The organism is Streptomyces sp. NPDC055078 (genome assembly GCF_053607985.1).
In genome coordinates this window covers 1-1,862 of record NZ_JBSGUP010001021.1, presented here as the reverse complement: position 1 = coordinate 1,862, position 1,862 = coordinate 1, and the positions used below count along the sequence as shown (strand labels likewise).

Genomic DNA, 1,862 nt, shown 5'->3' with positions numbered 1-1,862 from the left:
GACCACGTCCCACGCTCCGGCCCCGCCACCCGACAGGCCCCGCCACCCACCGGGCCCCGCCCGCTGAACAGGCCCCGCCCGGGCGACGGCCCCTGTCCCGCCTACGGTCCCGGCGGCCTCGCCGCGCCGGGCCGACGCGGGCGGGGCGGTGGTTCGAGCCGGGCCGGCCGCCGAATCAGCGGCGGAATCCGCCCTCCGAGTCGATGACCTGACCGGTGATCCACTCCGCTTCGTCCGTCGCCAGCCAGGCGATGAGGCGAGCCGGGTCGTCCGGCATGCCCCAGCGTCCCGCCGGGAATCTGTCGGCGATCGCCTGGTAGTCGTCGCCCTCCATGTAATCCGTGTCCACCGGGCCGGGGTTGACGGTGTTGATGGTCACCGCGAGATCGGCCAGCGTGGTGGCGAGCGAGCGGGTCACCGAGGCGAGCGCGCCCTTGGCCAGTCCGTACGCGAGTTCATGCGCCATGCCGCCCGCGATGTCCTGACCGGATGTCATCATCATGACCCGGCCGCCGGGAGTACGCGGCGGAAGGCCGGACCGCAGCCGGGCGTACGCCTGGATCAGCAGCAGTACGGAGCGGGCGTCGATCGCCCAGTGGGCGTCGAGGATGTCCGCGTCGATCTCGTCCAGGGTGCCGTCATGGCCGCTGAGGGCATGGTTGGCGACGAGGATGTCGACCGGGCCGCCGAACGCTTCGGCGGCGGTGGCGATCAGCCGGGCCGGGGCCGCCGGATCCGACAGATCTCCGGGACCGTGGTGCACGCGTGCGCCGGGGTCGGCCAGCGCCGCGCGCACCCCGTCCGCCACGGCCTCCGCGCCGCCGGGTTCGGCGCCCCACGGCTTCTCCGCGTCGTGCGGGACATGGTGGTGGAGGTAGAGACTCGCGCCGTACGCGGCCAGCCTGCGGGCGACCGCGTATCCGATGCCGCCGCGCCGGCTCGCACCGGTCACCAGCGCGGTACGGCCGCGCAGCGGGAGGGGGTCACGGCGCAGGGACGCTGCTTCGGGGTGGGGAAACCTGGGCATGGGAGCCCATCGTGGTCGATCTTGTCCTCGGTGTCATACGGATTTCGGCCACGCGGGGGCCGCCGGGGCGAAGGCCCAGGTCATGGCCCTCAGGACCCGCGAGCCGCGCTCGCCCCGGCGGGGCCCGGCAGCGGACGGGCGGCAGACCAGCGGGGCCCGCTGGCGAACCGGCGGGACCCGGCGGCGAACCGGCGGCGGACCGGCGGCGGACCCGCTCGCCGCCGCCGAAGCTCCGCACCGGAGCGGGGCGCGCGCCGTCAGCCGCCGAGCGCGGCGGTGTGGAGGCGGACGACGGAGCCGTGGCGCTCCTTGACCACTTCGAGCTGGGTGGGGATACGGCGGCGCAGATCGGCGACATGGCTGACGATGCCGACGCTGCGGTCCCGCTCGCGCAGGGAGTCGAGTACGTCGATGACCTCGTCCAGGGTCTGTTCGTCCAGGCTGCCGAAGCCCTCGTCGATGAAGAGAGTGTCCAGACGTACCCCTCCGGCCTCGTCGGTGACGACGTCGGCGAGTCCCAGCGCGAGGGCGAGGCTGGCGAAGAAGGTCTCACCGCCGGAGAGCGTCGCCGTGTCGCGTTCGCTGCCGGTCCAGGCGTCGACGACATGGAGCCCGAGCCCGGAGCGCTTGCCGCCGGAGCGGGCGTCGGAGTGCACCAGCGTGTAGCGCCCGGATGACATGCGCTTCAGCCGTACGGATGCCGCCGCCGCGACCTGTTCGAGGCGGGCGGCGAGGACGTACGCCTCCAGGCGCATCCTGCGTTCGTTCTCGGCGGAGGTGCCCGCGGTGAGACCGGCGAGCCGCGCCACGCGCTCGTACTCCTCGCGCAGCGGCC

2 protein-coding genes are annotated in these 1,862 nt (G+C 74.3%); both read right to left on the bottom strand.

Annotated elements, in window-relative coordinates; translation table 11 throughout:
* Positions 1-175: 175 nt before the first annotated feature.
* The gene (locus ACWF94_RS39740) at positions 176-1,027 is read right to left on the bottom strand and encodes an SDR family oxidoreductase (RefSeq protein ID WP_453500044.1); all 852 of its coding nucleotides are present in this window, start codon (positions 1,025-1,027) and stop codon (positions 176-178) included.
* A gap of 257 nt (positions 1,028-1,284) precedes the next feature.
* Positions 1,285-1,862 (bottom strand): SbcC/MukB-like Walker B domain-containing protein (locus ACWF94_RS39735; RefSeq protein ID WP_453500042.1); only part of this gene is annotated, 578 nt, incomplete at its 5' end.